This is a genomic window from Blattabacterium clevelandi (assembly GCF_003268615.1).
GTDB lineage: Bacteria > Bacteroidota > Bacteroidia > Flavobacteriales > Blattabacteriaceae > Blattabacterium > Blattabacterium clevelandi.
Map to the genome: position 1 here is coordinate 497,310 of NZ_CP029844.1, position 21,847 is coordinate 519,156.

The 21,847-nt window shown below is 24.6% G+C and carries 26 protein-coding genes, 2 tRNA genes and 1 other RNA gene; 17 read left to right on the plus strand and 12 right to left on the minus strand.

Going from position 1 to position 21,847, the window contains the following annotated elements:
- The first annotated feature begins 8 nt into the window (after nucleotides 1-8).
- The gene (locus DM817_RS02420; RefSeq protein ID WP_113738435.1) at nucleotides 9-806 is read left to right on the plus strand and encodes an RNA methyltransferase; all 798 of its coding nucleotides are present in this window, start codon (nucleotides 9-11) and stop codon (nucleotides 804-806) included.
- Here the strand turns inward: DM817_RS02420 and DM817_RS02425 are convergent.
- Complete coding sequence (locus tag DM817_RS02425) at nucleotides 799-1,281, minus strand: ribonuclease HI (RefSeq protein WP_113738436.1); 483 nt, start codon at nucleotides 1,279-1,281, stop codon at nucleotides 799-801. The two genes, DM817_RS02420 and DM817_RS02425, sit on opposite strands and share 8 nt — an antisense overlap.
- A complete protein-coding gene (locus DM817_RS02430) occupies nucleotides 1,281-2,045 on the minus strand; it encodes a lysophospholipid acyltransferase family protein (protein ID WP_113738437.1) in 765 nt (254 codons plus the stop codon). Before DM817_RS02430 ends, DM817_RS02425 begins: the two co-directional genes overlap by 1 nt.
- A gap of 215 nt (nucleotides 2,046-2,260) precedes the next feature.
- Here DM817_RS02430 and fbp point away from each other — a divergent pair, with 215 nt between their 5' ends.
- From fbp to DM817_RS03100, 3 genes are read left to right on the plus strand one after another with little or no spacing between them, the layout of a single operon-like run.
- On the plus strand, nucleotides 2,261-3,250 hold the full coding sequence (fbp, locus tag DM817_RS02440) for a class 1 fructose-bisphosphatase (protein WP_113738439.1): 990 nt from the start codon (nucleotides 2,261-2,263) through the stop codon (nucleotides 3,248-3,250).
- Nucleotides 3,251-3,257: 7 nt separating this feature from the next.
- Nucleotides 3,258-3,452: a hypothetical protein gene (locus DM817_RS02445; RefSeq protein WP_113738440.1), complete on the plus strand. Its 195-nt coding sequence runs from the start codon at nucleotides 3,258-3,260 to the stop codon at nucleotides 3,450-3,452.
- Nucleotides 3,449-3,625: a hypothetical protein gene (locus DM817_RS03100; RefSeq protein ID WP_113738577.1), complete on the plus strand. Its 177-nt coding sequence runs from the start codon at nucleotides 3,449-3,451 to the stop codon at nucleotides 3,623-3,625. Before DM817_RS02445 ends, DM817_RS03100 begins: the two co-directional genes overlap by 4 nt.
- 21 nt (nucleotides 3,626-3,646) lie before the next feature.
- Here DM817_RS03100 and DM817_RS02455 read toward each other — a convergent pair whose 3' ends face one another.
- Complete coding sequence (locus DM817_RS02455; protein WP_113738441.1) at nucleotides 3,647-4,219, minus strand: MarC family protein; 573 nt, start codon at nucleotides 4,217-4,219, stop codon at nucleotides 3,647-3,649.
- 152 nt (nucleotides 4,220-4,371) lie between these two features.
- Complete coding sequence (gene pyrF / locus DM817_RS02460) at nucleotides 4,372-5,739, minus strand: orotidine-5'-phosphate decarboxylase (RefSeq protein WP_113738442.1); 1,368 nt, start codon at nucleotides 5,737-5,739, stop codon at nucleotides 4,372-4,374.
- Nucleotides 5,740-5,812: 73 nt separating this feature from the next.
- On the opposite strand from pyrF, the gene DM817_RS02465 reads away from it, so the two are divergent.
- Nucleotides 5,813-6,757 (plus strand): dihydroorotate oxidase, encoded by a 945-nt coding sequence (locus DM817_RS02465; RefSeq protein ID WP_113738443.1) that lies wholly within the window; start codon nucleotides 5,813-5,815, stop codon nucleotides 6,755-6,757.
- On the opposite strand, the gene proS is transcribed toward DM817_RS02465, so the two are convergent.
- Nucleotides 6,754-8,226 carry a proline--tRNA ligase gene (gene proS, locus DM817_RS02470; RefSeq protein ID WP_201260529.1) on the minus strand — a complete coding sequence of 491 codons (1,473 nt, stop codon included), beginning with the start codon at nucleotides 8,224-8,226 and terminating at the stop codon, nucleotides 6,754-6,756. The genes DM817_RS02465 and proS overlap by 4 nt on opposite strands.
- A 126-nt stretch (nucleotides 8,227-8,352) precedes the next feature.
- Between proS and rpmF the strand changes: the two genes are divergently transcribed.
- Genes rpmF through accC form a run of 3 tightly spaced genes read left to right on the plus strand, consistent with a single transcriptional unit; the run spans nucleotide 8,353 to nucleotide 10,450 of the window.
- Nucleotides 8,353-8,535: a 50S ribosomal protein L32 gene (rpmF, locus tag DM817_RS02475; RefSeq protein WP_113738444.1), complete on the plus strand. Its 183-nt coding sequence runs from the start codon at nucleotides 8,353-8,355 to the stop codon at nucleotides 8,533-8,535.
- Between the two features lie 42 nt (nucleotides 8,536-8,577).
- Nucleotides 8,578-9,057 (plus strand): acetyl-CoA carboxylase biotin carboxyl carrier protein, encoded by a 480-nt coding sequence (gene accB, locus DM817_RS02480; RefSeq protein ID WP_113738445.1) that lies wholly within the window; start codon nucleotides 8,578-8,580, stop codon nucleotides 9,055-9,057.
- 22 nt (nucleotides 9,058-9,079) lie between these two features.
- The gene (gene accC / locus DM817_RS02485) at nucleotides 9,080-10,450 is read left to right on the plus strand and encodes an acetyl-CoA carboxylase biotin carboxylase subunit (protein ID WP_113738446.1); all 1,371 of its coding nucleotides are present in this window, start codon (nucleotides 9,080-9,082) and stop codon (nucleotides 10,448-10,450) included.
- Here the strand turns inward: accC and prfA are convergent.
- Both prfA and DM817_RS02495 read right to left on the minus strand, forming a co-directional pair.
- Entirely contained in the window at nucleotides 10,419-11,543 is a 1,125-nt protein-coding gene (gene prfA, locus DM817_RS02490) for a peptide chain release factor 1 (protein WP_113738447.1), read from the minus strand. The two genes, accC and prfA, sit on opposite strands and share 32 nt — an antisense overlap.
- Nucleotides 11,544-11,625: 82 nt before the next feature.
- Nucleotides 11,626-12,042 (minus strand): DUF4293 family protein, encoded by a 417-nt coding sequence (locus DM817_RS02495; protein WP_113738448.1) that lies wholly within the window; start codon nucleotides 12,040-12,042, stop codon nucleotides 11,626-11,628.
- A 132-nt stretch (nucleotides 12,043-12,174) separates the two neighbouring features.
- Between DM817_RS02495 and rho the strand changes: the two genes are divergently transcribed.
- From rho to DM817_RS02510, 3 genes are all read left to right on the plus strand, one after another.
- Entirely contained in the window at nucleotides 12,175-13,725 is a 1,551-nt protein-coding gene (rho, locus tag DM817_RS02500; protein WP_113738449.1) for a transcription termination factor Rho, read from the plus strand.
- A gap of 59 nt (nucleotides 13,726-13,784) precedes the next feature.
- A tRNA-Met gene (locus DM817_RS02505) sits at nucleotides 13,785-13,857 on the plus strand.
- A gap of 43 nt (nucleotides 13,858-13,900) precedes the next feature.
- Nucleotides 13,901-15,070 (plus strand): DNA recombination protein RmuC, encoded by a 1,170-nt coding sequence (locus tag DM817_RS02510; protein WP_113738450.1) that lies wholly within the window; start codon nucleotides 13,901-13,903, stop codon nucleotides 15,068-15,070.
- Here the strand turns inward: DM817_RS02510 and DM817_RS02515 are convergent.
- The 3 genes from DM817_RS02515 to DM817_RS02525 all read right to left on the minus strand — a co-directional run bounded on the left by DM817_RS02515 (nucleotide 15,071) and on the right by DM817_RS02525 (nucleotide 16,196).
- A tRNA-Ser gene (locus tag DM817_RS02515) sits at nucleotides 15,071-15,156 on the minus strand.
- A 6-nt stretch (nucleotides 15,157-15,162) separates the two neighbouring features.
- Nucleotides 15,163-15,480: RNase P RNA component class A (rnpB, locus tag DM817_RS02520), an RNA gene on the minus strand.
- Nucleotides 15,480-16,196 (minus strand): YebC/PmpR family DNA-binding transcriptional regulator, encoded by a 717-nt coding sequence (locus DM817_RS02525; protein ID WP_113738451.1) that lies wholly within the window; start codon nucleotides 16,194-16,196, stop codon nucleotides 15,480-15,482. Before DM817_RS02525 ends, rnpB begins: the two co-directional genes overlap by 1 nt.
- Nucleotides 16,197-16,319: 123 nt before the next feature.
- Between DM817_RS02525 and rpmB the strand changes: the two genes are divergently transcribed.
- The 5 genes from rpmB (at nucleotide 16,320) to htpG (ending at nucleotide 19,837) form a co-directional block, all read left to right on the plus strand.
- Nucleotides 16,320-16,565 carry a 50S ribosomal protein L28 gene (rpmB, locus tag DM817_RS02530; protein WP_113738452.1) on the plus strand — a complete coding sequence of 82 codons (246 nt, stop codon included), beginning with the start codon at nucleotides 16,320-16,322 and terminating at the stop codon, nucleotides 16,563-16,565.
- The gene (gene rpmG, locus DM817_RS02535) at nucleotides 16,546-16,728 is read left to right on the plus strand and encodes a 50S ribosomal protein L33 (RefSeq protein WP_113738453.1); all 183 of its coding nucleotides are present in this window, start codon (nucleotides 16,546-16,548) and stop codon (nucleotides 16,726-16,728) included. The genes rpmB and rpmG overlap by 20 nt, the downstream gene beginning before the upstream one ends.
- Before the next feature lie 2 nt (nucleotides 16,729-16,730).
- Nucleotides 16,731-16,895 carry a DUF4295 family protein gene (locus DM817_RS02540; RefSeq protein WP_113738454.1) on the plus strand — a complete coding sequence of 55 codons (165 nt, stop codon included), beginning with the start codon at nucleotides 16,731-16,733 and terminating at the stop codon, nucleotides 16,893-16,895.
- 33 nt (nucleotides 16,896-16,928) lie between these two features.
- Nucleotides 16,929-17,903: a signal recognition particle-docking protein FtsY gene (gene ftsY / locus DM817_RS02545; protein WP_113738455.1), complete on the plus strand. Its 975-nt coding sequence runs from the start codon at nucleotides 16,929-16,931 to the stop codon at nucleotides 17,901-17,903.
- Nucleotides 17,904-18,007: 104 nt separating this feature from the next.
- Nucleotides 18,008-19,837, plus strand: a complete 1,830-nt coding sequence (htpG, locus tag DM817_RS02550; protein ID WP_113738456.1) for a molecular chaperone HtpG — start codon at nucleotides 18,008-18,010, stop codon at nucleotides 19,835-19,837.
- Between the two features lie 11 nt (nucleotides 19,838-19,848).
- On the opposite strand, the gene DM817_RS02555 is transcribed toward htpG, so the two are convergent.
- Complete coding sequence (locus DM817_RS02555) at nucleotides 19,849-20,619, minus strand: 3'-5' exonuclease (RefSeq protein WP_113738457.1); 771 nt, start codon at nucleotides 20,617-20,619, stop codon at nucleotides 19,849-19,851.
- 5 nt (nucleotides 20,620-20,624) lie between these two features.
- The gene (locus DM817_RS02560; RefSeq protein WP_113738458.1) at nucleotides 20,625-21,359 is read right to left on the minus strand and encodes a CDP-alcohol phosphatidyltransferase family protein; all 735 of its coding nucleotides are present in this window, start codon (nucleotides 21,357-21,359) and stop codon (nucleotides 20,625-20,627) included.
- Nucleotides 21,360-21,420: 61 nt separating this feature from the next.
- On the opposite strand from DM817_RS02560, the gene ybeY reads away from it, so the two are divergent.
- Nucleotides 21,421-21,846, plus strand: a complete 426-nt coding sequence (gene ybeY, locus DM817_RS02565) for an rRNA maturation RNase YbeY (RefSeq protein WP_113738459.1) — start codon at nucleotides 21,421-21,423, stop codon at nucleotides 21,844-21,846.
- Nucleotide 21,847 lies beyond the last annotated feature (1 nt).

Here is a 21,847-nt window from a genome sequence, read left to right on the forward strand (position 1 = left end):
AATATTTTATGGAAAAAATACATGGATTACGTAATATAAAAATTAAAAATTTAATAAAGATTTATAAAAAAAAAAAGGATAATAAAATGTTCCTTGTTGAAGGAGTCAAAGAATTTGAAATGGCTATAATAGGAAATTATAGACCAATAGGAATATTTATATGTAAAAATATTTTTTATCAAAATAATATGATTAAATCCTTTCATCACATTGTATTTTTTATTAATATAAAAACTTTTCAACAATTAGCATGTAGAAAAAATTCAGGTGGAATCATTGCCTTTTTTAAGGAAAAAAAATTTTCTAGTCTAGAAAGTATAAAAATTCCTAAAAATCCTTTTATTCTTATATTGGATGGAATAGAAAAACCTGGAAATTTAGGATCTATATTCAGGACTGCTGATGCTGCAGGAGTACATTTTATTATATTATGTAATACGAAAACATATATTTTTAATCCTAATGTAATTAGATGTAGTGTAGGATGCGTTTTTACAAAAAAAATTTTTATAGAAAAAATAAAATCAATTATTTCTTGGTTACAAGAAAAAAACATAGAAATTGCAGTAACAGGATTCCATAATAAAAAATCTAAAAAATTATATCAAACTAAATTTTCTTCACATTTAGCTATTGTTTTAGGTTCCGAAAGCAAAGGAGTATCCAATATATGGTTTAATATATCCGATAAAATAATAACGATTCCTATGTTTGGATCTATCGATTCTATGAATGTAAGTAATGCCACATCTGTAATTATATATGAAATAATTAGACAAAGAAATACATATAAGTTTTCTAAATAATTTTTTTTAAATTTTGTTTTTCATAGACATGATCTATTTTCAAGTTTTTACTTTTTGATGCTTCTACAGATAATCGATCGCAATAATCATTAATATAATGAAGATGATGGCCTTTAACCCATTGAAAAATAATAAAATGTTTATGAAATAAATTTAAAAATCGTATCCATAAATCCACATTTTTTTTTTTTTTAAAGTTATTTTTTTCCCATTTAAAAATCCAATTTTTTTGAATAGAATTTATTACATATTTAGAATCAGTAAAAACAATAATATTTTGTTTTTTTTTCGTAATTTTTTCTAGACCAACTATTATAGCTAATAGCTCCATCCTATTATTGGTTGTATAACGAAATCCTTCGGAAATAATTTTCCAATAAGATGTCCCGGCCATTTCTATAAAAATAGCATATCCTCCTGGACCAGGATTCCCTTTAGAAGATCCGTCAGTGTAAATATGAATTTTTTTATTCACTAAAATATCTGTTTATTTTTTTCACGTTCAAATTTTTTTAATTGAAATTGGATTAAATTAAAACATTTTTCTTTTAGAAAATTTTTGTCTTTTAAGGATAAGTTTTTTGTTAAAATAGAATGGTGTTGTTTGATCCGTATTTTTCCAGGTCCTCCTTTTATAGGAGATTTAGGAAACTTTGTTTTTATATCAGCTATAGTAAATGGAATAATCGATATTTTTTTTATTATGGCTATATAAAAAGCTCCATTTTTAAAATGATCTAATAAAATAGATGGATTAGGAACTCCACCTTCTGGAAAAATACAAACACTTTTTCCAGAATCAATTTTTTTTTGTATTTGTTGAAATACTTGCATACAACTAGACAAATTTTTTCTATTTATTAATATATTACTTCTTTTATAAACAAATCCGAAAAAAGGAAGTTTAGCTAATTCCGCTTTTCCTACAAAAACTAAAGGATGATTTCTCATTAAAGAATAAATCAACATAATATCCATGATAGAACTATGATTGCTAATAATCATATATTGTTTTTTTTTATCTAAAATTTCTTTATCTTTTTCTAACACATACCAAAAACCCATAAGAAAAAGATTACTTCTCGCCCAAATTTGGTGAAACCAATATGCGATATAATAATATTTATTTTTAAAGAGAAATGGGATAGAAGCTCCTGCTAATAATGGAATTAGAAATATATTGATTATAAAAAACCATACACGCCATAATAATATTAATGATACTTGAATAATTTTCATTCTCATTAATTAACGAAATTCATCAATATATTGTAATTCATTCATATGATTTATCATAATGTATTTTTTTTTTTATTTTTTTACTTTTTGTCAGATAAATTTTCAAAAATTTAAAACTTTTTTTTTTATGTTTAAAAAATAGTTCAAGAAACTTTTTTCTATAAAAATGGATTTTATAAAAAAATCTGATATTTATAGAAAGTATTTCCTGATACATGTATACATTGGGAGAATTTATTATAGAAAATAGAGATCATTTTTCGTATTCTACAGAAGGATTATTGCGTCTATTTAGCTCTATCAAGCTAGCGGCTAAGGCAATTAATAAGGAAGTGAATAAAGCTGGGTTAACAGAAAAAATTATAGGAAGTTCTGGAATTATTAATATACAAGGAGAAAATCAACAAAAATTAGATAATTTTGCACATCAAGTTTTCATAGAATCCTTTAAAAGCAGAAATATAGTTTGTGGAATAGCTTCAGAAGAAAGTAAAGATATTATAGTTATAAAGGGAGAAAAAGAAAATTCTTTTCAAAAAAAATATATTGTTTTAATAGATCCCCTGGATGGTTCATCTAATATAGATGTAAATGTATCTATTGGGACTATATTTTCAGTATATAGAAGAAAATCTTCTATGAATTTAACAATAGAAGATTTTTTACAGAAAGGAAATAAACAAATTTTAGCAGGGTATATTATTTATGGATCATCTACAATATTAGTATATACTACAGGAAATGGAGTACATGGGTTTACTTTAGACCCATCGGTTGGTACCTTTTATTTATCTCATCCGAATCTTCGTTATCCTAAAATAGAAAGAATTTACTCTATTAATGAAGGGAATTATTCTAGATTTCCTAACGGCATCAAAAAATTTATAAGATATTGTCAAGAAAAAAAAGAAAATCGTCCTTATACAGCACGTTATATTGGTTCTTTAGTAGGAGATTTTCATAGAAATATGATACAAGGAGGTATCTATATTTATCCTAAAACAGCATATTCTCCAAAAGGAAAATTGAGATTACTTTATGAATGTAATCCTATAGCTTTTTTAACGGAACAAGCTGGTGGAAAAGCTTCTGATGGGGAAAAAAGAATTCTAGATATAGAACCTTTAAATTTACATCAAAGAACACCATTTATTTGTGGACCTATAAGTATGGTTACTAAATTAGAAGAATTTATAAATCCATAAGTCAAGTATGAAAGTTCAATTAAAAATAAAAGGATCCAAAAACATTATTAATACAATTAAATACGGAAAATCTTTATTTTTTTTTCCTATTTATACATACGTACTATTACATTCAAATAAAATATATCATAAAGGGATCAAACTAATTGGAACTTTGGTAAAAAAAAAAATTTTAAAAAATCGGTTCATAGAAATAAAATAAAACGTTTATTACGGTCTTCTTTTTTATGGAATAAATCTATTTTAGAAGAAAAAAAAGATCAATATCAAAGCTATCATATTGTTTTTCTTTATAAAGGAGTTGTTTTACCAAATTTCGAAGAAATTAATCAATCTGTTAAAAAAATATTTTATGAAGTAATTAAATGGGAATAAATCATTATGGATTCACAATCCTTATTGAAATAATTGACCTGCATTTGCTCCAAATATTTTGACTGAAAAAGCAAGTAAAATAATTCCAAATATTTTTTTTAGGATATCTAATCCGTTATTTCCTATTGTTTTAGCAATAAAATCACATTTATCTATAACAAAATAGACCACTATCATATTAAGAATTAAAGATAAAAGAATAATATTAACATCATAAGTTGACCTTAGTGAAATTAAAGTGGTTAAAGATCCTGGTCCAGCTATCAGTGGAAAGGCTATTGGAACGATAGAAGTTTGAGAATTTTTTGTAACTTTATGAATATCTATACCTAATATCATCTCTAGCCCTATTAAAAATAAAACTATAGATCCTGCTACCGAAAAAGAATAGATATCTACACCGATAATTTTTAACATAGGCAGGCCTAAAAATAAAAAAGATAAAAATATAACAAAAGAAGATATTATTACTTTTTGAGTATCTATAATATTCCCTTTGGATTTAAAACCCATAATTATCGGTGCATTTCCTAGTATATCTATAATACTAAAAAGTATCATAAAACAACTTATGAATGAATTTATCCATTTCATATTCAAAATATATTCATAAAATTTTTTAATAAAGAATGATTATCAATAATCCTAATATATAATATTAAAACAACAACAAATTAAACAAAAATACAATCAGTATTATTAATTTTTAAAAAAAAAATTTTAATATATTTATTTTTTCATGTTTTTTAAAAGCTATTTTCATAGGCTATCCATCCTGCTTTTCTATAATTTTCTGCAACTATTTTTGGATTATCGGATTGATAAATAGCTTTTCCAACAATAATAAAATCGCTATTTTTTTTTATAAAAGCTTGATTAGGATGAATGTAAGTATTTCCTTCATAGTTTTTTCTTGAATCAGAAAAATGTATACCAGGAGTAAACAATAATAATCTATTGTCAACTTTTCTTTGTGCTACTGTTCCAATTACTTTTGAATTTTTTAAAGAAATATTTAATGCTTTTCTTATATAGTTATCATCAGATAATCTACCATAAGAAGACATTTCAGATATAGTAATTAACCCAATATTAGAAGGAATATTTAAATTTTCTATACTTTTACTTCCTGCAAGTACATGTACTGTAATCACATCTGCCCAAGAAGAAATTTTATGTATTCCATGATGTAGTTGAAGATAATTTGTAGGTCCTACATCGCATAATTTTCTATCTTCAAATAACAAAAATTTCTTTTTTAAAGAAATTTTTTTAAGAAAGTGGATGAATGAAAATGAAAAATCACTAATAATATCTACATGAAGCTTTAATCCACAAATTTGATCTCCAATTAAATTGACTAATTCTAAAATTTTTTCAGAATGTATTAAATCTGCTGAAACGATCAAATTAGTTTTTTTTTTCAATGCTATATCAATCAGTTTTTTTCCTATTGGATGATAAATTTTTTCTTTTTTTTCTTCATAAGAAATACGTTTTTTCTGAATGTTTTTTATATTTTTTTTTTGGAAAAAAAACTTAATTATATGTATTTCTTTTTCTTTTAAAAGATTTTTTTTTTCTAATATTTTTAAAACTTCTCCTATACGAAATAAAGATCGTATATTAAATCCTTTATTTTTTATATTTTCTATTCCTCCTTGTTCACGATCAAGAATAGATAAAATATTTTTTATAATCAATCCTTCTTTTTCAATATCTATTACTGTTTTTAATAAACTATCTCCACTTGTGATTACATCTTCTATGAGAAGACAGTTTTGTCCTTTTTTGTAAATTCCTTCTATCATTTTTTTTGTTCCATAACCTTTATTTTCTTTTCTTTTAATAATTAAAGGAATATTAGATCTTAATGATAAAGTAGTAGCTATTGGCAAAGCTGCATAAGGTACTCCACAAATTAATTCAAATGTATGAGGCGGAACTTCGTTTAAAAGAAGATCCGATAGTTTTATTAATAAATCTGGTCTAGAAGCAATTGGACGAAAATCTATATATATGGGAGAATTCATTCCGCTTTTTAAGGTAAAATGACCAAATTTAATAATCCCTAAATTATAAATTTTTAAAAAAAACTGTTCCTTGTCCTTCATAAAAAACCTTTTTTAGTAAAGTTAAAAATTTTATACTTTTGGGATTCTTTTGTAATATTACATAATATATGCTATGATTATGAAAAAAATAGATATTTCCACTAATATAAATGGAATAAAATTTTCATCATGTATCATGAATGCTTCAGGTATTTTATGTTGTACAGAAAAAGAACTTTACGATCTTATGATTAGTTCTTCTGGAGCTGTAGTTACAAAAAGTTGTACGATAAAACCAAGAAATGGTAATTTAAAACCAAGGTATTTTGAATGGAAGGAAGGAAGTATTAATTCTATGGGATTGCCAAATCTTGGAATAGATTTTTATTTAGATTTTTTAGAAAAAAAAAATTCTAAAAAACCTTTTTTATTATCTATATCAGGACTATCTATCGAAGAAAACTATCTTATTCTTCGTAAAGCGAATATTTCTTCAAATATGAATGCTATAGAATTAAATTTATCCTGTCCAAATCTATTGGAAAAAGATAAAATATTAGGTTACGATTTTTCTCAAATTTCAGACTTTCTAGAAAATATATTTCAATTCTATAAAAAACCTTTAGGAGTTAAGTTACCTCCTTATTTTGAAGATTTTCATTTTAGAAAAATGGCTTTTATATTAAATAAATACCCTATTTGTTTTGTTACTTGTATTAATAGTTTACCAAATGGTATTTTCATTGATATAAATAAAGAATCTGTAGTTATTCATCCAAAAAAAGGGTTTGGTGGAATAGGTGGATTATCTATAAAACCATTTGCACTTGCTAATGTTCGTAAATTTTACACTTATCTTCGTAAAGATATTCCTATCATAGGATGTGGAGGAATTTGTACTGGAAAAGATGTATTTGAATATATATTGTGTGGAGCATCTGCAGTTCAGATTGGTACTCAATTTTTAAAAGAAGGGATTCCTGTATTTGATAGATTAATCAAGGAATTAATGATTATTCTAAAAAAGAAAAATTATTCATCTTTAAATAGTTTTAAAGGAAAATTAAATGTATTTTAGTAAGATTTAGCAAAAACTACTCGTTGAGTAGAAGGTGATCCAGAATAAATACATTTTCCAAGTTTTTTTTCATTTGGAATAGGAATACAACGTATAGTAGCCTCTGTTTCTTTTTGAATTTTTTTTGCTGTACTAATAGTACCATCCCAATGAGCAAGAATAAAACCCCCTTTATCCTTTATTTTTTTTTTAAAATCTTCATAATGATCTGAAATAATGGTCAATTTTTTTGTTCTATTTAAAGCTTTTTGATAAATATTTTTTTGTATTTTTTCAAGAAGTTCTGGAATTAATGTTATTATCTTATTCCAAGATATATGTACTTTTTCGTAAGTATCTCTTCTAAAAACTTCAACTTTTTCCATTTTTATTTCATTTTGTCCAATACTAATCCGTATGGGAATTCCCTTCATTTCGTATTCATGAAATTTCCATCCAGGAGTAAAAAGTTCTCTATTATCATATTGTATACTAATTCCTTTATTTTTAAGAATTTTTTGAATTTTTTCAACTATTTCATTTATCTTTCCTAATTCTTTTTTATTTTTATATATAGGAATAATAACAGTTTGTATAGGCGCTATTTTTGGAGGTAATATCAACCCATGATCATCTGAATGTAACATTGCTAATCCACCTATTAATCTAGTAGATACACCCCAAGATGTAGACCATACGTATTCTTTCCCTCCATTTTGATTAGTAAATTTTACATCGAAAACTTTTGAAAAATTTTGGCCTAAAAAATGTGAAGTTCCAATTTGTAATGCTTTTCCATCTTGCATAAGCGCTTCAATACAATAAGTAGTTTCAGATCCCGAAAATTGATCCATATAAGGTTTTATTCCTTTCAAGACAGGAATAGCCATAATATTTTCTGAAAATTGGGTATAAATATTTAATATTTTTTTAGTTTCTTCTATAGCTTCATTTTTTGTAGAATGAGCAGTATGACCTTCTTGCCATAAAAATTCAGAAGTTCTTAAAAATAAACGAGTATGCATTTCCCATCTAATAGCATTCCCCCATTGATTAAAAAGAATAGGAAGATCTCTATAAGACTGAATCCAACGTCTGTAAGTTTTCCATACGATACTTTCAGAAGTAGGTCTAATTACTAATTCTTCTTTTAATTTAGATTTTGAATCAATTGTTAATTTTTTTTGATTCTTATGTTTTTTAAACTTGTAATGCGTAACTATAGCACATCCTTTCGAAAAATCATCAATATGTTTTTTTTCTTTTGAAAAGAAAGATTTAGGAATTAATAATGGAAAATAAACATTTTTATGGCCCGATTCTTTAAACATTTTGTCCAATTTTTTTTTCATTATTTCCCATATAGAGAATCCATATGGTTTAATAATCATAAAACCACGAACTCCAGAAAATTCTGCTAATTCAGATTTAATGATAATGTCATTATACCATTTGGAATAATCCTCATTACGTTTAGTTAATTGATGCATATTGATTTATGAATATTAATTAAAAATCAAAAGGATATGATAAATATAAAAAAATTATTTTATATATACATTTGATTTTATCTCTAAATTAGTAATTAATTAAAAAAATAGATACGTTATATCATCATGGCACATCCTAAAAGAAGACAATCTAAATCCAGAAAAAATAAAAGAAGAACTCATCTAAAAATAAAGGAACCTTTATTAGTGAAATGTTCTTTAACTAATCAAAAGCATTTATATCATAATGCTTATTGGCATGAAGAACAACTTTATTACAGAGGAAAAAAAGTATTGAAAAAAAAATAATCCATATTCATTTAATTATATTTATATAGATAGAAAAACTGAATGGATTACAAAAATATTAAATCGCTTATTCAATTTATTTCTAAATCTGATATTTATGAAATAATGATTAAAATAGGAGAAACAAAAATTCATATTAAAAATAAAATATTTAGAAAAAAGAAAAAAAATACATTGAATCCTATTTTTACAAATAATTATAGAAGAAGATATTCCCATATTTCTGATTTTTCCGATAAGTTTTCTAAATTAGAAGAAAAAGATCTTGAAAAAGATCGTTATTTTACCATTAAATCTCCTATGATTGGAACTTTTTATCGTAGACCACATCCAGATAAAGATCCTTTTGTTAATATTGGAGATAAAATCAAAATTGGGGAAAAAGTTTGTGTAATAGAAGCCATGAAGTTATTTAATGATATAGAATCTGAAGTAGATGGAAAAATTGTTAAAATTCTTGTAGAAGATGCTACTCCAGTTGATTATGATCAACCTTTATTTATTTTAGATCCTGATTATTAGTTTTTATAACTCCAATAAATATATGTTCAAAAAAATATTAATTGCTAATCGTGGTGAAATTGCCTTACGGATTATACGAACCGTTAAAGAAATGGGAATAAAAACAGTAGCTGTTTATTCTACTGCAGATAAATATAGTCTTCATGTTTATTTCGCTGATGAAGCTGTATGTATTGGTCCTCCTTATTCTTATCAATCTTATCTAAATGTTCCAAATTTAATATCTGCTGCTGAAATTACTAATGCAGATGCTATTCATCCTGGATATGGATTTTTATCCGAAAGTGCCTATTTTTCATCTATGTGTAGAAAACATAAAATTAAATTTATAGGTCCTCTTCCAAATCAAATAATTCAGATGGGGAATAAAATATCAGCTAAAAAAACTATGAAAAATGCTGGAATTCCGTGTTTACCTGGATCTGATTGTTGTGTTGAATCTTCTTATAAGGAAGTAGAAAAAATAGCAGAAAAAATAGGATATCCTATTATTATTAAAGCAGTTTATGGAGGTGGAGGGAAAGGAATACGATCGGTTTTGGATAAAAAAGAATTAAAAAAATCTTGGGAAGAAGCAAAAAAAGAAGCTTTAGCATGTTTTGGAAAAACAGATATGTATATAGAAAAATTCATTATAGATCCAAGACATATAGAAATACAAATAATTAGCGATCGATATGGAAAATCCTGTCATTTATCCGAAAGAGATTGTTCAATTCAACGAAGAAACCAAAAATTGGTCGAAGAGGCCCCATCTCCATTTTTAACCATTGCTTTGAGAAAAAAAATGGGTGAAGAAGCTGTAAAAGCTGCTGAGTTTATTCATTATGAAGGTATAGGAACTATAGAATTTTTAGTAGATAAAAATAAGAATTTTTACTTTATGGAAATGAATCCCAGAATTCAAGTAGAACATACTATAACCGAAGAAATAACCGGTTTAGATCTTGTACAAGAACAAATTTTTTTAGCTGATGGAAAAAAAATTTCTGGAAAAAATTATTATCCAAAAATGTATTCAATAGAATGTAGAATTAATGCAGAAGAACCTTATCAAAACTTTCGTCCTGTTCCTGGAAAAATTATTCAAATCCATTTCCCAGGAGGGAAAGGAGTACGTATTGATACGCATATTTATGCTGGATATAGAGTCCCACATCATTATGATTCTATGATTGCAAAAATTATCACCACTGCAAAAAGTAGAAAAGAAACTATTGAAAAAATGCGTCGTTCCTTAGAAGAATTTTTAATAGAAGGAATTCGTACTACCATTCCCTTTCATAGACAGCTTATGCAAAATAATGATTTTTTAAAAGGAAATTATCATACAAATTTTTTAACCCAATTTCACTTAGATTCTAAATTTGATAATGATCATTCAAATTGTTGATTTGTTTTTTTTCAAAAAATTTTAAAAAATCAATCATTTCTTGAATATTTCCATTCATAAATCCTGTAAGATCATGGATAGATTTATGAATTCTATGATCTGTTACTCTTTTTTTAGGATAATTATAGGTACGTATTTTGACAGATCGATCTCCTGTAGAGACTAAAGATTTTCTTTTTATAGATCTTTCTTTAGATTGTTTTTCCATTTCCTTTTGATAAAGACGTGATCGTAAAACGTTCATAGCTTTTTCAAAATTTTTATGTTGAGAGCGTTCTTCTTGACATTCTACCGTAATTTTACTTGGCAAATGAGTTAACCGTACAGCGGATTCTGTTTTATTTACATGTTGCCCTCCAGAACCACTAGATCGAAATGTATCTTTTTTTATATCAGATAAATGTATGTTCATCTCTATATCTTTTATTTCAGGAAGTACAGCAACTGTAATAGCCGATGTATGGATTCTGCCTTGAGATTCAGTCTTTGGAATTCTTTGAACTCTATGTACTCCAGATTCAAATTTTAAGTTTCCATAAACTCCTCCTTTTATATTATTTCCACTTACATTTAAAATTATTTCTTTGTATCCTTTAATTCCTCCTTTTTGAATATTTATAATTTCATATTTACAATCTACTTGTTTAAAGTACATTATATACATTCTTAATATATCTTCTACGAAAAGACATGCTTCATCTCCTCCTGTTCCAGAACGTAATTCTACAATAGCATTTCTATAGTCATCATTGTTTTCTTCTGTATTTATATTAGAAAATAGAATATTATATGATTTTTTTTCAATAGAATATAAATCTTCTAAAATTTTATTTTTTTCTAAAGAAGCTATTTCCTTCATTTCAGGATCAGAATCATTTTTTAAAATATCATTGGCTTCTTGAAGAGAGGATAATTTTTTTTTGTATTTTTCATAAATATCCATTATATTTTTCAATATTCGATATTTTTTTAAGTATATTTTATATTTTTTTTGATTTTTATATATAATTTTAGGATCTAAAATAGAATTTGATATTTTTTGAAATTCTTTTTCAATTACTTCAAATTTATTAATCAACGAATTTTTTTTCATTATTTTTTTTCGTTAAGTAAAAAAAAATATTTTATATATTTATATTTTGATGTTTATTTGTTCCATTACCAATGTTTATTTATTATCGTATTCTATTCATAGAACGAATTAATTCTATATCTTTTTTTATTTTTTGATTAGAAAGATATAAAAATAATATTGTTAATAATCTAAGAATAGATAGTATAAGTATAAGAATAATAATATTTTTTTTGATTAAAAAATATTTATAATAATACGAAAAAAACAGAATGTATATTAAAGTAGCACTATTTATAAGTATATTTAAACAATTACAAAAAATTTGAATTTCTTTTTTTTTAAAAAACAGAAGACTTACAATAGATAAAATCAAAGTTATAATTAAAAAAATTAAAAATATTTTATCTAGAAAAAAGTAATTTTTTATTTCTTTTTGTTGATAAGAATAAACGTATAAAGAAATAGAGGAAATGAATATAGATAGAAATAAATAAAAAGTTTGTATTCGGTATAACATAAGATTAAAAAAATATTTTATAATTTTTTAGATTAAAATTCAAATTAATTTGTATAATTGCATTTATAGTTAGTAAAGATACTATCTTAAAAGCCAAGATTGGAATATAAAATCTAACCCAATGACTTTATTATGTATTATGATATTACTGAATTAAAAAGTAAAAAACTTTTTGAATTACAGGAGATTGCTCGTTCTTCAGGATTAAAAAAATGTACACAATTACGAAAAAACGAACTCCTAGAAAAAATAATTTCCATTTTCAATAAAAAAAAATATCCTCAAATGTCTTCTTCAAAGATAGAAAATTCTTTATTAAAAAAAGGATTTAAAATTCAAAAAAAAACAGAATCCAAGATTCTAAATATTAATGAAAAAAAGAAATTTTTTTCTAAGGAAAATTTAAAGAAATCTTCTAAAATTCAAGAAGAAACTGGAAAATATCAAAAAAAATATTTTCCAAGTTGGAAAAAAATTGATAGATCGGAATTTAAAAATCCTATTAGTCTAGATAGTGGATGTTCACAACAAAAAACATCCAATAAATATCGTTCTCCTGAATATGAATTTGAGGGTATTATAATTAGTGAAGGAGTTCTAGATATAATGCAAGAAAACTATGGTTTTTTAAGGTCTTCTGATTTTAATTATTTATCATCTCCTGATGATATTTACGTTTCTCAATCTCAAATTAGACTTTTTGGAATGAAAACAGGAGACACGATAAGAGGAGAGGTTCGTCCTCCTAAAGAGGGAGAAAAATATTTTCCTTTAATTAAAATTATCGAAATTAATGGAAGACATCCTTCTTTTGTAAGAGAAAGAGATTCTTTTGAACATTTAACTCCACTTTTTCCAAATGAAAAATTTAAACTAGCTGAAAAAAATGCGACTCTTTCTACAAGAATAGTAGATCTTTTCACCCCAATAGGAAAAGGACAAAGAGGAATGATTGTAGCTCCTCCAAAAACAGGAAAAACTACTTTATTAAAAGAAATTGCTAATGCAATTGCTGCTAATCATCCTGAGGTTTATCTAATTATTTTACTTATTGATGAAAGACCAGAGGAAGTTACAGATATGCAACGAAATGTTAAAGGAGAAGTCATCGCTTCTACTTTTGATGAACCAGCAGAAAGACATGTAAAAGTAGCTAATATTGTATTACAAAAAGCTAAAAGAATGGTAGAATGTTCTCATGATGTTGTGATATTATTAGATTCTATCACCCGTTTAGCACGTGCATATAATACTGTTTCTCCTGCTTCTGGAAAAGTTTTATCAGGAGGAGTAGATGCTAATGCCTTGCATAGACCAAAAAGGTTTTTTGGAGCGGCTAGAAATATAGAAGATGGAGGGTCTTTATCAATAATTGCTACCGCTATGATCGATACAGGATCAAAAATGGATGAAGTTATTTTTGAAGAATTTAAAGGAACCGGAAATAAAGAACTTCAATTAGATAGAAAAATTTCTAATAAACGAATTTATCCAGCTATTGATCTTGTTTCATCTAGCACAAGAAAGGATGATCTATTGTTAGACACAAATACGTTGCAAAGAATGTGGATTTTACGAAAACATCTTTCCGATATGAATCCAGTAGAAGCCATGGAATTTTTAAGATCACGTATGTCTAGAACTAAAAATAATGAAGAATTTTTAATATCAATGAATGGATGATCAAAATTTTTTATTAATACTTGATTTTGTGAATGAAAAATATTATATTATAAAAGTAGCGCGGGATGGAGCAGTTGGTAGCTCGTCGGGCTCATAACCCGAAGGTCATAGGTTCGAGTCCTATTCCCGCTATTTTTTTTAACTTCATAAAATTCTTAATATACTTTTATTTTTTATGGTATTCTATTATTGTTTGGGAATTTTATGTTCTTTTATTTTTTTTATATTTATCTATTTTTTTAGGAAATTAGAATTTTTTTTGATAGAAAAGTTAAAAGATCATCGAAATGAAATACAAAAAATATTTCAATATGATAGAATTGAATTTGAAAATTATTTAAAAGAGATTAAGAATGAAATGATACAATCTATAATTGATTTTCAAAATTCTATTGATGGAAGAATTCATTTTTATATTGAAAATCAATCTAATAAATTAAATTTTATTCATTTAGAACAAGAAAAATTAGTTAGAATAACAGAGAAAAAATTAGAAGAAATCAAAGAAAATGTGAATGAAAAACTTCAAAAATCTTTGAATTTACATTTGGGTAAATCTTTTGAAATCATTGGGAATCATTTGTCTTTTTTACAGGAACGGTTGGGAGATATGAAGAATCTTGCACAGGATGTAAATGTTTTGAAAAGGACTTTAAATCATGTCAAAATATGTGGAAGTTTTAGTGAAATGCAACTATCTATGCTTTTGCAACAGATTTTATCACCAGAACAATATGCTTGTAACGTAGTTACTAAATCTAGTACAAATTTTGTAGTGGAATTTGCTATTAAGCTTCCAGGACTTGGAGATGGAAATATTATATGGTTACCGATTGATGTAAAATTTCCAAAAGAAACTTATGAAAAAGTGCAAATTGCTTATAATTTAGGAGAAAGAAAAAATATAGAAATAGCTAAAAAAAATATGGTATCTGTTCTTAAAAAAATGGCTAAGGACATTAATGATAAATATATAGATCCTCCACATACTACTGATTTTGCTATTCTTTTTTTGCCATTTGAAGGAATATATGCTGAAATCGTAAAAAATTCAAGCTTATTAGAAGAATTACAAAGAAAATATAAAATTGTAATTACAGGACCTTCTACATTGGCTGCTATGTTAAATAGTTTACAGATTGGGTTTCGGACTTTATCTATTCAAAAAAAAAGTTCCGAAGTATGGAAAGTTTTAGAAACTGTAAAAAAAGAATTTATAAAATTTGGATCATTGCTTCATCAAGCACAAGATAAATTACAAGAAGCTTCGAAAAATATAGATAAAGTAATGGGTGTTAGGAAAAATTTAATTGAAAAAAAATTAAGAGATATAGATAATTATTAGCGGAGAGAAAGGGATTCGAACCCTTGACACTTTTTTTGTGAACACGCTTTCCAGGCGTGCGCCTTAATCCTCTCGGCCATCTCTCCTAATCCAATAAAAGTAAGACTATAAGCCGGATTCTGTTTTTATACCTATCATTTATCTAGGATAGTAGTTACCTATTATCTCAATCTGCCTACCCCCCGGTATCAACCGAGTCAGTTTTCCGGTATATATGGCATTTCACCGTACAGAGTTTACATGATTTCACTACAGCTTATATTTTATATTTATTATCATATATTTTCTGTACTTTCTTTCTGTTGCACTATTCCTCACCTTACGGTGGATGGATGTTATCCATTGTACTGCTCTATGGTGTCCGGACTTTCCTCATTATTTTTTAATAATGTGATAGGACGTCTTACTTTTATTTTATTACCATATTGGAGTAAATATTTTTTATATTTTCATTTTCTTTAAGTTCTTCAATAAAAGTGGATATTTTTTTTCCATTTTCTTTTGAAAGAGATTTAGGATGTTTAGCAATTCTTTTTATTATAGATTTATGAAAAATTTTTAATTTTTCATAATTATTTTTCATAAAACCAAAATATTTAAAATCTGTATATATATACATTTTTTTTTCATCCTTTCTAATCTCCTTTGCTCCAAAATCTATGGACATCAGTTCAAAATTATCCATTGAGAAAGGAATATCTTTTTTTTTTATAGAAAAAAAACCTATACGATTAAATAAATGAGTCAACGTCCCCTTATGAAATAATCTTCCTCCATTTTTATTAAAAAAAATTTTTATATTGGAAGTAGTTCTAATACTATTATCCGTCATGCATTCTATAATCAAACTAATTCCTTGTATTTGTCCCTCTAAATTTAAATTTTTGTAATTATTTTTATTATTTTGTAAAGCTTTTTGTATAGTTCTTTCTATAGTTATTTTGGGTATATTCAATGATTTTGCATTGATAATAGCTTTTTTTAAACGAAAAGAATTATTATTTGATCCTGATTCTCTGACAGAAATATAAATTTCTTTAATAATTTTAGAGAATTTTTTAGATTTTATAAAATCTTGATGAGATTTTCTATGTTGGATATTTGTCCACTTGCTATGTCCTGACATGGAAATTTTTATAATTATTTATAAAGTTATTTTGAATAGACAGATTTTTTTTATCTATCTTCGCTAAAAGATCACTAACTACAAATAAAAAATTGGAAAAGCAATTTAGTAAAAAAAATAATTATGTCAAAAGTTTGTGAACTTACAGGAAAAAAAGCAATGATAGGGAATCGAGTTTCTCATGCTAATAATAAAAATAAACGTCGTTTCAATATAAATTTATGCAAAAAACGTTTTTTTTTAACAAAAGAAAAAAAATGGATTACTTTAAAAATTTGTACTTCTGTTATTAAATTGATTAATAAAATTGGAATTGAAAATACATTAAAACGTTTTAAATATAAATATTATGGGAAAGAAAGGAAATAGAATACAAATAATATTGGAATGTTCTGAACAAAGAAAGACTGGAATTTCTGGTTCCTATAGATATATTACTACAAAAAATAAAAAAAATACTCCAAATAGAATTAAATTAAAAAAATATAATCCAAAATTGAGGAAATACACAATTTATAAGGAAATAAAATAAATATGTCTAAAAAAATTGTAGAAAATAAAAAGAAAAAAAATGATAAAAAGATGATTCTGGCTATCCGAATAATTAAATCTAAAAAATCTGGTTTTTACACTTTTGAAAATAAAATCATAACCGATAATGAAGTAGAGAAATTTTTCCAGTATAAAATGAAAAATTAATAGTGGATTATTTAAAAAATTTAATCAATAAAAATGTTTTTTCCAAAAAAAAAAAAGGAAATAAAAGAAGCATTCGATCATGAATTAAAAAAAACTAGAGAATCCTTTTTTTCTAGAATAAAAAATATTTTTTTCCGAAAATCAACATTGAAAATTGATATAGAAGATTTTCTAGATCATATAGAAGATATATTATTATCTTCGGATATAGGAACAAAAACTACAATAAAAATCATTAATAATCTTGAAAATAGAATTAAAAAGGAAAAATATGAAGATGATCAAAAATTATATGAATTTTTGAAAGAAGAAATGAAAGTTCCTTTTATGGATATTAAAAATGAAGGGTTAGAACGAACAATAAAAAAATCTGAAAAAAAACCATATGTCATTATGATAATTGGAGTTAATGGAGTAGGTAAGACGACTACTATTGGTAAATTAGCATTTTTTTTAAAAAAAAAAGGATTTAATTTAATTATAGGAGCTTCGGATACATTTCGTGCAGCTGCTATACGACAACTTGAAATATGGTCAAAAAAAGTCAATATTCCATTGATAAAACAACATATGTATGCGGATCCAGCTTCTGTAGCGTACGATACTTTGCAATCTGCAAAATCTAAAAATATGGACGTTGTCTTGATTGATACAGCTGGTAGATTACAAAATAAAATTGGACTTATGGAAGAACTTTCTAAAATAAGTAGGGTTATGAAAAAAGTGATACCTGAAGCACCTCATGAAATTATGCTGGTTTTGGATTCTACAACGGGTCAAAATGCGTTTGAACAAGTGAAAAAATTTTCTTCTTTTGTGAAAGTTTCTTCTATAATATTAACAAAATTAGAAGGGACCGCTAAAGGAGGAGTAGTCATAGGAATCGTGGATCAATTTAAAATACCTATTAAATATATTGGAATAGGAGAAAAAATACAAGATTTGAAAGAATTTGATGGTAAAAAATTTATCGATTCTTTTTTTCTTAATACTACTATAACTAAATAATAAAGAATATATAATACAGGATAACTGACGTTATTTTTTTTCTATTTAAAATGGTATAGTTATTGTTATTTTTTTTTGCTATTTTTCATTAAAATTTTTTAATTATGGAAAAGACTAAGATTAGTGTTACTTCAGATAATATTTTTCCAATTATAAAAAGATTCCTTTATTCTGATCAAGAAATTTTTTTACGAGAATTAGTTTCCAATGCAACGGATGCGATTTTAAAATTAAAAACTCTAGAAAAAGTAAAAGAAATAGATGAGGTTATTAATGATCATTTACTGAAAATTAAAGTAAAAATAGATCAAAAAAATAAGACAATTCATATCATTGATAATGGAATTGGAATGACAAGAGAAGAAGTAGAAAAATATATAAATCAAATAGCTTTTTCTGGAGCGGAAGAATTTATTCAAAAATATCAAGATAACGCCTCTTCTATCATTGGTCATTTTGGATTAGGATTTTATTCTTCTTTTATGGTAGCAAAAAAGGTAATTATTATTACTCAATCTTATATCAAAAATTCATCTACAGTACTATGGTCATGTGAAGGGACTCCAAAATTCAACATGGTAGAAACTGAAAAAAGAGAAAGAGGAACAGAAATCATTTTATTTATTAATGAAGATAGTAAAGAATTTTTAGAATACAATCGTATTTTAAAATTACTTCATAAATATTGTAAATTTATGCCTATTCCTATATCCTTATTTTCAGAAGAAAAAAAAGAAATTATCATCAACAATATTGATCCTATTTGGAAAAAAAATCCTATTCATTTAAGTGACAAAGATTATTTAAATTTTTATCATGAATTATATCCAAAAAACTTAGAAGAGGCTTTATTCTGGGCACATCTAAACATAGATCATCCTTTTCATTTAACTGGTATTTTATATTTTCCAAAAATAGAAAATAAAATGGATGTTCAAAAAGGTAGAATTCATTTATATAAGAATCAAGTTTATATAACGGATAATTTAAAAGGAATAGTTCCAGATTTTCTAAGTTTATTAAAGGGGGTAATAGATTCCCCAGATATTCCTCTTAATGTTTCACGTACTCATTTTCAATCGAATACATCAGTAAAAAATATATCAAAATATATCATAAGAAAAGTTGCTGATAAACTTAATTCTATGTTTAAAAAAGATAGAAAAAATTTTCAAAAAAAGTGGGAATACATAAAAATTATCATAGAATATGGGATGATTAGTACACAAAATTTTTTTGATAAAGCTAATAATTTTTTCATTTATCTTACAATAAATGGAGAATTTTTTACTTTAGAGGAATTAAAAGAAAAAGTAAAAAATTCTCAAAAAAATAAAGATGAAAAAATTGTTTTTCTTTATACTTCAGATAAAGAAAAACAATATAGTTATATTCAAGAGGCAAAAAAAAGATCTTATGAAGTTTTGATTTTAAATAGTCCACTTACAGCACATTTAATACAACAATTGGAAATAACTCATAAGGATATTTCTTTTGTTCGTGTAGATTCAGATCATATTGATAAATTAATCGATCAGAAAAAAGAAAAATATTATTCTGAACTTTCTGAAAAAGAAAAAGAATATTTAAAAAATTTTGTAAATGAAAATTTAATAAAAGAATATGAATTTTCCGTAAAATTGGAAAACTTATCTCAAATAGATCCTCCTTTTTTAATCATCATACCAGAATTTATAAGAAGAATGAGAGAAATTAGTACTCTAGGAAAAGATATTGATAAAGAAAAATTTTATCAATTAATTGTAAATACAAATCATATTTTAATGAAGAAAATATTAAGGGAACCATATAATGAAAGAAAAAAAAAACTTATTCAAGATGCTTTAAATTTCACACTTTTATCAAATAATTTATTAAAAGGAAAAAATCTAATGATTTTTATTTCAAAAAAAATAGAAGATCTTACTCAATAAAAATCAATTAGTTAATTATTATTAAATTTTTTTAATTTAATACTTGTTAATACTTTTTTTGTATATAATGGAAAATCTGAATTTTGTATCCAATCATAATAATTGGTATCTTTTTCAAAAATTTTTAATATTTTTTCTCCTTTATATTTTCCAAAATTGAATATTTCATCCCCATTTTCATCTATTTTTATAAAACCAGCAAGATCTGCTATGTTTTTTTGATAAGAAAATTTGTTTAGACTTTTCACATCTTTTTTTAGATCTTCATATTTTTCTAATTGAGCAAGTAATATTTCATACGTAGCAAATGTATCTGCTTTGGAGCTATGTGCCTTTACAAGATCTTTTCTACAATAATATTTATAAGCAGCAGAAAGATTTCTAGGTTCCATTTTGTGAAAAATTACTTGTACGTCTATTGTATTATGTTTTTTGATATCAAAAGAAATTCCTGCACGTAACATTTCTTCCACTAAAATGGGTATATCAAATCTATTAGAATTATAACCTGCTAAATCCGAATTTTCAATCATTTTTAGAATAGGAATCGCTACATTTTTAAATGGTAATTTTCCTTCTACATCTTCATCTTTAATTCCATGAATAGCTGTAGATTTTGGTGGGATAGGCATTTCAGGAAAAATAAGCCAAGTTTTATCTTCTTGTTTACCATTTGGAAATATTTTCAATATAGATATTTCTATAATTCGATCTTTTCCAATATTTATTCCTGTAGATTCTATATCAAAGAAACAAATAGGACGATTTAGTTGTAATTTCATATTGTTTAATGTAATTTTTTTCTATTAAATCTATGAAAATAAATTGAAGTTATCATATATAAAATAACAATACATGGAATAGCTACCATATGTAAAGTTAATAAAAGAAGTATACTCATGAGTAAAAATAAATAACGTTTTTTATTTTTTTTCCAAGAAAAACCATAAAATTTTAAGGAAATCATCGGAATTTTAGTTATTAAAAAATAACAGGAAAAAAAAATTATTAAAAACATTATAATAGGAGAAAATATAATTTCTTTTATTAAAATATTTATATTATTATTGGGTTTATATTTCATTATAATAGATAAAGAAGTAAAAAATATGGTATTCACTGGAGTGGTCAACCCATAATTTTTTTTATCCATATAATAAGTTATATTAAATTTAGCTAAACGACATGCCGAAAATATGGTAATCAAAAAAGAAGACCATTCTATGAATGGTATTATTTTTTGATTACCATTCATATTTTTAAACAAAAGAAAAACTATTATCGATGGGACTAACCCAAAAGATACCATATCTGCTAAGGAATCTAATTCTTTACCAAACTGATTTTCTATTTTCATAGATCTAGATATAAATCCATCTAAAAAATCAAAAATTAATGAAAATATAGTAAAAATAGCAGCATATTCAAAAAGTTTTGATTGTAAAAAAATAATAGAAATACACCCAAAAAATAAGTTTAATAGAGTAAAAATATTTGGAATAATTTTTTTTATTTTTTTCATTAATAAATATATGATATTATAAAAATAATATTTTATTTCATTTTTTTATTTTTTATACGCTATGATAAATTTTTATTACGAAATTTCTAATTTTTTTATTCAAAATGAATCTATATTTATTCAATCTATTTGTATTATATTAAAAAATGAAGGAAAAGATGTTGGAGATATTAATTATATTTTTTGTAGTGATAATTATATTTTAAATATAAATAAAAAATTTCTTCGAAAAGATTATTATACTGATGTTATAGCTTTTTCAGAATTTGATGAAAAAAAGAAAAAAAAATATATATCAGGAGATATATTTATTAGCATAGATAGAGTTTTAGATAATTCTAAACAATGGAATCAATTTTTTCAAGTTGAATTAAAACGTGTTATGATCCATGCTGTATTACATTTTTTGGGATATGATGATAAAAAAATGAAAAATAAAAAATTAATGAGAAAAAAAGAAGAGTTTTATTTAATTTTATTTCAATAGA